We start from the raw sequence: 6,736 nt of genomic DNA, 5'->3' as shown, positions 1-6,736 counted from the left end.
ATTTCGGCGACGGCCTGTTCATGGCCACCGGCGAGACGCTGCGCGAAATGGCCGAACGCATCCAGGCCGTTGGCGTAAAGCCCGAAATCGAGTGCTTCGAACTCGGCCATATCTGGCAGGCCAAGGACCTGATCAAGCGCGGCCTGATCGATGCCCCGCCGATGTTCCAGCTCTGCCTCGGCATTCCCTGGGGCGCGGAAGCCACCACCGAGACCATGGTCGCGATGCGCAACCACCTGCCGCCGGGCGCCAACTGGGCCGCCTTCGCCATCGGCCGCATGCAGATGCCCTTCGTGGCCCAGTCCATGCTGCTGGGCGGCAATGTCCGCGTCGGCCTGGAGGACAATATCTGGCTCGACCGCGGCGTGCACGCGACCAACCAGTCGCTCACGGCCCGGGCCAAGGAAGTCATCGAGCGCCTGGGCGGACGAGCGCTTACCCCAGCGGAAGCACGCGACAAGCTCGGCCTCAAGAAGCAGAAATGAGTCGGGTCACCACGCCCAACGAGGGCAGGCCCTTCGAGGGTTGGGATCGGGCCAAGCCGATCCCGGCCCCTTTGGCCTTGCACCGCACGCCGGTGGTCGAGGCCTGGGCCGACTATAACGACCACATGACCGAGAGCGCCTTCCTGCTGGTGTTCGGGGATTCCTCGGACGCCTTTTTCCGCATGATCGGCGTCGACGAGGCCTACCGTGCCGCAGGCTCCTCGATCTACACCATGGAAACGCGGATCCGGAACCTGCGCGAGGCCCATATCGGCGATCCCCTGGCGCTGACGCTGCAGCTCATCGACCACGACGCCAAGCGCCTGCATATCTTTCATGCCATGACCAACGAGGCCAGCGGCGAGGTGCTCGCCACTGCCGAGCAGATCCTGGTGCATGTCGACATGCAGGCCGGACGCTCCTCGCCCTTCCCGCCCGAAATCGTCGAGCGGATCGAGGCGATCGCCAAGGCCCATGCCGACTTGCCGGTGCAAGCCACCGTGGGCGTACCGCTGGGCATCCGGCGGAAATAGGGGCTGCACGCCCATCCCAGCAAGACGCGACCCGCCTTCTCCCCTTGCGGGAGAAGGCTGATCGCGGCTCATTCGGAGAGATCGAGATCACATCACAGCAAAAAGCCGGGCACAGAGCCCGGCTTCGGTATTTCTGACAGGAGCGCCGCTGCTTACTTCGGCAGATCGATCGGCTTGTCGCTCTTGGAATTGAGATAAGCCAGGATGTCGGCGCGATCCTGCGGCTTGGGCAGGCCGGCGAAGGACATCTTGGTGCCCTTGGCGAAGGCCTGCGGGCTCTTGATGAAGTGGTAGAAATCGTCCGGCGTCCAGGTCTCGCCCTTGTCGTGCAGCGCCTTGATGGCATCGGAATAGGCGAAGTCCGACTTATGGCCCTTCGGGCCGCCGATCACGCCGAACAGGTTCGGGCCCACGCCGTTCTTGCCGCTCTGGTCGTCGGTGTGGCAGGCCGCGCACTTCTTGAAGATGGCGGCGCCCTTTTCAACCGAAGCCTTGGCGACCAGCTCGGCCAGGGGCGGATCCTGGGAGGCGGCAGGCGCCTCGGCCGTGGCGGCAGGCGCAGCGTCGGCGAGTTCGTAGCCAGCCTTCTCCGGTTTTTCCTGCTTGAAAATCTCCTCGGCGACGATGCTGAGTCCCAAGGTCAGCATCAGCGTGCCCAGGACTGCGCCGGCAATCTTGTTCAGTTCAAACGATGACGACGAACTCATCCCCGGCTCCGACTCGAGATCAATCTGACGAAAGGCACAAGATGCCCCCGCACCTATAGCCTCAAACACAAACTCCGGTAGCCGCTCTGTCAAGCGGCAAACCGCATGGGACCCTCTATCCGGTTTGACCGGTAGTTTGCAACTCGTATAAATCGCGCGCGCTTGCTACTTTTCGCCGCCCCGCTCCGGAAGCGGCTGTTCAGAGGCTGTTGTCCTTGTCCCATCCCCTCATCCTGATCCCCGCTCGCATGGCCTCGACCCGCCTGCCGGGCAAACCGCTCGCCCCGATCGCAGGCGAAGCGATGATCGTGCATGTCTGGCGCCGGGCCTGCGAATCGCGCCTGGGCCGGGCGGTGGTCGCCACCGATACGGCCGAGGTGGCCGAGGCGATCCGCGCCGCCGGCGGCGAAGCGGTGATGACGCGGCCCGACCATCCCACCGGCTCCGATCGCATTTACGAGGCTTTGAGCGCCATCGACCCCGAGGGCCGGCACGACACCATCATCAATGTCCAGGGCGACCTGCCGACCATCGAGCCGGAGACCATCCGCGCCGTGTTCGGCCCGCTCTCCAACGAGGCTGTGGATATCGCCACCCTCGCCGCGGTGATCACGCGCGAGGAGGAGAAGACCAATTCCAGCGTGGTGAAGGTGGTGGGCACGCCGATCGAGCCCGGCGTGCTACGGGCGCTGTATTTTACCCGTGCCACCGCGCCCTGGGGCGAGGGCGAGCTCTTTCACCACATCGGCCTCTACGCCTATCGCCGGGCCGCGCTGGAGCGTTTCGTCACCCTGCCTCCTGCCCCCCTGGAGCAGCGCGAGCGCCTCGAACAGCTGCGGGCCTTGGAAGCGGGCATGCGCATCGATGTTGCGGTCGTCCCTGCCGTGCCGCTAGGTGTGGACACGCAGGAAGACCTCGATCGCGCCCGCCAAATTCTCGAAAGAACCTAGCGTATGACTGAGTCCAAGCTGAAAGTTTCGTTCCAGGGCGAGCCCGGGGCCAATTCCCATATCGCCTGCAACAATGTCTATCCCGATGCGGAGGCGCTGCCCTGCCCGACCTTCGAGGACGCCTTCAATGCGGTATCCTCCGGGGAAGCGGACCTCGCCATGATCCCGATCGAGAACTCGGTGGCCGGGCGCGTCGCCGACATCCACCATCTCCTGCCGACCTCGGACCTGCATATCATCGGCGAATATTTCCTGCCGATCCACCACCAGCTCATGGCCGTCCCGAGTGCGAGCCTCAAGACCATCCGCACGGTGCACAGCCATCCCCAGGCCCTCGGCCAGTGCCGCATCACCATGCGCGGGCTCGGCCTCACGCCGGTGACCGAAAGCGACACCGCCGGCGCCGCCCGGCTGGTGCGCGACTGGCAGGACCCGGGCAAGGCCGCCCTCGCCTCCACTTTGGCCGCGGAGATCTACGGCCTCGATATCCTCAAGCCCGATGTCGAGGACGAGCCCTACAACACCACCCGCTTCGTGGTGCTGTCGCGCGAGCCCGACTGGGTGCCGGTCGGCCAGGGGCCGACGGTGACCTCGCTGATCTTCACGGTGCGCAACCTGCCGGCCGCGCTCTACAAAGCGATGGGCGGCTTCGCCACCAACGGCATCAACATGACCAAGCTGGAGAGCTACATGGTCGGCGGGCATTTCTCCGCCACCCAGTTCTATGCCGAGGTCGACGGCCATCCCGAGGAGAAGAACCTCAAGCGCGCCTTGGAGGAACTCGGCTTCTTCTCGACCAAGATGCGCATCTTCGGTGTGTTTCCGGCCGATCCGGCCCGCGACGACCACGCCCCGCCGGCAGAGTAATATCCCTGGGACCGCCGGCTTCCAGCCGGCTCTTCTCATAACGCGCATCGCTTCCAAGAGCCGGCTGGAAGCCGGCGGTCCCAGGTTTTCTACGGCACCACGGCGCCGCCCTTCTCCGCGAATTCCTTCAGGAGGTGATGAGCGATCGCCATCGGCTTGGGGGCGTTGAAGCCGGCGGGATGCTCGTCGAGCAGCATCTGCACCACCTCCTCGCGCGTGAACCAGCGCGCATCCTCCAGTTCCTTGATATCGACATTGATGTCGCGGCCGGTGGCGCGGGCAAAGCAGCCCACCATCAGCGAGGAGGGGAAGGGCCAGGGCTGGGAGGCGAAATAACGCACATGCGAGCAGGCGATGCCGGACTCCTCCAGGATCTCCCGGCGCACCGCGTCCTCGATGGTCTCGCCCGGCTCCAGGAAGCCGGCCAGCGCCGAATACATCTTCTCGGGAAAGCGGGTCTGCCGGCCCATCAGGCAGCGCTCGCCATCGATGGCCAGCATGATCACCACCGGGTCGACGCGGGGAAAATGCTGGGTGTTGCAATTGGCGCAATCGCGCCGCCAGCCGCTGGCGGTGATCCGGGTCTCCTGGCCGCAATTGGCGCAGAAGCGATGGCGCTGGTGCCAGTCCAGCACTTCCTTCGCGGTGGAGAGCTCTCCGAGGATCTCGGGCGCCACCAGCCCGCGCATGGCGAGGGAGCGCAGATCCATCGCCTCCACGTCCGGGCGCCAGGCAAGATCGTCGATCAGCCCCTTGTCGAAAGCCCGGGCGAAGACGGCGCTGCCATCCGGCTGCAGACCCAGGAATATGATTTGCCGACTATCTTTGAAGGACTCGATCTCCTCGCGATCGAACAGGGCCTCGTGGGCACCGTCGCGGATGCGCAGGAGCGGGATGTCACCGGAAAAGGCGAAGAAGCGGCAGGACGAGTGTGCCAGCTTGTCGGCAACGAAGGCTTCGTCCTCGCGCTGGCCGGAGGCGCGATCGAGCGGATTGAGCGAATAGGCGATGGCGGCGGAACGGTCGAACAGGGTATGCAGGCTCATGGCAATGTCTTCCGGCAAGATCTTCATGAAATCGGGAGCAATGTACGAAGCTGGCTAATCAAATCGGCGGCGACAGCCTCGGCATAGGGCCGGGCCGGCACCTGGCCCCAGATGGGTTTCGGCCAGGCGGGATCGCCTTTGAAGCGTGCGATGACGTGGACATGAAGCTGCGGCACCATGTTGCCGAGAGCCGCGACATTGAGCTTGTCGCAGCCCGTGAGAGTCTTCAAGGCCTGCGAAACCGCGGCGATCTCCTGCATGAGTACCACCCTGTCCGCCTCGTCGAGCTCGATGATCTCACTGATGTCGGCCCGTTTGGGGATGAGGATCAGCCAGGGAAAGCCGGCATCGTTGGACAGGCGCAGATGCGAGAGGGTGAGGTCGCCGATGGGAAGGGAGTCCCCGGCGAGCTGGGGATGCAGGGTGAAGGCGGGGGGCATGGCGATTCGCGCAATGGGAGGACTTGTCCGCCATTTCTATCCCCAGAGCATGGCGGTTCCAAGGGCGGACGAAATGCTTATCGGCACCAGAAGTAAGGGGTGGGCGAGATGACACAGGTAAGAATAAGGCACAACACTTGCGCCCCCTCTCCCCGTTCTTACGGGGAGAGGATGGAGGTGAGGGGCTAAGCCATGCGATCAATTTGCAACGGCGAGCCGCCCCTCATCCTTACCTTCTCCCCGTAAGAACGGGGCGAAGGAACGGCTGGCGTCGCGTCCAACAACTCATGGCCGTCTGGCCCGCTTCTTACCCCATCACCATCAACAGGTCCTTGGCATCGATCTGGGCACCCGGAGAGACCAGTATTTCGGCGATCTTGCCGTCCTGGGGCGCATGGAGCGCCGTCTCCATCTTCATCGCCTCGATGGTCAGGAGCACGTCGCCGGCCTTCACCGCCTGCCCCGGCTTCACCGCCACGGTGGAAATGGCGCCCGGCATCGGTGCCGCGATATGGGCCTCGTTGCCGTCCTCGGCCTTGCGGCGCGCCTTGACGCTGCCTGCCGCCAGGCGATTGGGCACCCGGATGATGCGCGGCTGGCCGTTGAGCTCGAAGAAGACGCGGACCTGGCCCTCCTCGTCGGTCTCGCCCATCGTCTGCAGGCGAATCACCAAGGCCTTGCCGCGCTCGATCTCGATGGTGAGCTCGTCGCCCGGCACCATGCCGTAGAAATAGGTCGCCGTCGGCAGCACCGAGACCGGCCCGTATTTGCGGGCGGTGACGGCATAGTCGGTGAAGACCTTGGGATACATCAGGTAGGAGGAGATCTCGTTGCCCTCGACGGCGCGGCCGATCTTCTTCTCCGCCTCCGCCTTCAGCGCCGGAATGTCGGCCGGCGGCAGCAGCGAGCCGGGGCGCACGGTGATCGGCGCGCCCTCCTTGAGGATCTTCTTCTGCAAAGCGGCCGGCCAGCCGCCTTCGGGCTGGCCGAGATCGCCGCGCATCATCTCGACGACGGAGGCCGGGAAGGCCACCTCGCGGGCGGGATCGGCGACATCCTCGGGGGTGAGGCCCTGCGCCACCATCATCAGCGCCATGTCGCCCACCACCTTGGAGGACGGCGTGACCTTGACGATGTCTCCGAACATGTCGTTGGCGGTGCGGTAGGCCTTCGCCACCTCGTGCCACCGCGTTTCCAGGCCCAGGGAGCGCGCCTGCTCCTTGAGGTTGGTGAACTGGCCGCCGGGCATCTCGTGCAGGTAGACCTCCGAGGCCGGCCCCTTGAGGTCGCTTTCGAAAGCGGCGTACTGGTTGCGCACCGCTTCCCAATAGAACGAGATGCGGCGGATCCATTGCGGGTCTAGGCCGGGATCGCGCTCCGTGCCCTTCAACGCCTCGACGATCGAGCCCAGGCAGGGCTGCGAGGTGTTGCCGGAGAAGGAGTCCATCGCCGCGTCGATGGCGTCGACGCCGCTTTCCACCGCCGCCAGCACGGTCGCCGCCGACAGGCCCGACGTGTCATGCGTATGGAAGTGGATCGGCAGGTCGGTGGATTCCCGCAGCGCCTTGAACAGCACGCGCGCGGCCGACGGCTTCAGCAGGCCAGCCATGTCCTTGACGGCGATGATGTGCGCCCCGGCGGCCTCCAGCTCCTTGGCAAGGCCGAGATAGTATTTGAGGTCGTACTTGGCGCGCGCCGGGTCGAGTAT

General features: G+C 65.2%; 8 protein-coding genes. 4 read left to right on the top strand and 4 right to left on the bottom strand.

Annotated features, from left to right (window positions below):
* Both QM672_RS32485 and QM672_RS32480 read left to right on the top strand, forming a co-directional pair.
* Positions 1–485: 3-keto-5-aminohexanoate cleavage protein (locus QM672_RS32485; RefSeq protein WP_415087372.1), on the top strand; the 485-nt coding region annotated here is incomplete at its 5' end.
* Entirely contained in the window at positions 482–1,018 is a 537-nt protein-coding gene (locus QM672_RS32480) for a thioesterase family protein (protein WP_415087371.1), read from the top strand. The genes QM672_RS32485 and QM672_RS32480, both read left to right, overlap by 4 nt.
* 152 nt (positions 1,019–1,170) lie before the next feature.
* Here QM672_RS32480 and QM672_RS32475 read toward each other — a convergent pair whose 3' ends face one another.
* Complete coding sequence (locus QM672_RS32475) at positions 1,171–1,725, bottom strand: c-type cytochrome (RefSeq protein ID WP_311943803.1); 555 nt, start codon at positions 1,723–1,725, stop codon at positions 1,171–1,173.
* A gap of 215 nt (positions 1,726–1,940) precedes the next feature.
* Between QM672_RS32475 and QM672_RS32470 the strand changes: the two genes are divergently transcribed.
* Together QM672_RS32470 and QM672_RS32465 are read left to right on the top strand one after the other, a co-directional pair.
* A complete protein-coding gene (locus QM672_RS32470) occupies positions 1,941–2,675 on the top strand; it encodes a 3-deoxy-manno-octulosonate cytidylyltransferase (RefSeq protein WP_311943800.1) in 735 nt (244 codons plus the stop codon).
* A gap of 3 nt (positions 2,676–2,678) precedes the next feature.
* Positions 2,679–3,542, top strand: a complete 864-nt coding sequence (locus QM672_RS32465) for a prephenate dehydratase (protein ID WP_367625571.1) — start codon at positions 2,679–2,681, stop codon at positions 3,540–3,542.
* Positions 3,543–3,631: 89 nt separating this feature from the next.
* Here the strand turns inward: QM672_RS32465 and nudC are convergent, their stop codons facing one another.
* The 3 genes from nudC to QM672_RS32450 all read right to left on the bottom strand — a co-directional run.
* Complete coding sequence (nudC, locus tag QM672_RS32460; protein WP_415087370.1) at positions 3,632–4,588, bottom strand: NAD(+) diphosphatase; 957 nt, start codon at positions 4,586–4,588, stop codon at positions 3,632–3,634.
* A gap of 23 nt (positions 4,589–4,611) precedes the next feature.
* Positions 4,612–5,028: an HIT family protein gene (locus QM672_RS32455; protein WP_311943793.1), complete on the bottom strand. Its 417-nt coding sequence runs from the start codon at positions 5,026–5,028 to the stop codon at positions 4,612–4,614.
* Between the two features lie 307 nt (positions 5,029–5,335).
* Positions 5,336–6,736, bottom strand: a 1,401-nt coding sequence (locus tag QM672_RS32450; protein ID WP_415087369.1) for a biotin/lipoyl-containing protein, incomplete at its 5' end; no start/stop codon positions are given.

The organism is Labrys sp. (in: a-proteobacteria), assembly GCF_047605565.1.
Taxonomy (GTDB): Bacteria; Pseudomonadota; Alphaproteobacteria; order Rhizobiales; family Labraceae; genus Labrys; species Labrys neptuniae.
The sequence above is the reverse complement of the archived record's forward strand: the minus strand, read 5'-3'. Positions and strand labels throughout refer to the sequence as shown.

Coding starts and splice junctions, on each gene's coding strand:
- QM672_RS32465 (WP_367625571.1), top strand. CDS start 2,679: ATGACTGAGTCCAAGCTGAAAGTTTCGTTCCAGGGCGAGCCCGGGGCC.
- QM672_RS32455 (WP_311943793.1), bottom strand. CDS start 5,028: ATGCCCCCCGCCTTCACCCTGCATCCCCAGCTCGCCGGGGACTCCCTT.
- QM672_RS32475 (WP_311943803.1), bottom strand. CDS start 1,725: ATGAGTTCGTCGTCATCGTTTGAACTGAACAAGATTGCCGGCGCAGTC.
- QM672_RS32480 (WP_415087371.1), top strand. CDS start 482: ATGAGTCGGGTCACCACGCCCAACGAGGGCAGGCCCTTCGAGGGTTGG.
- nudC (WP_415087370.1), bottom strand. CDS start 4,588: ATGAGCCTGCATACCCTGTTCGACCGTTCCGCCGCCATCGCCTATTCG.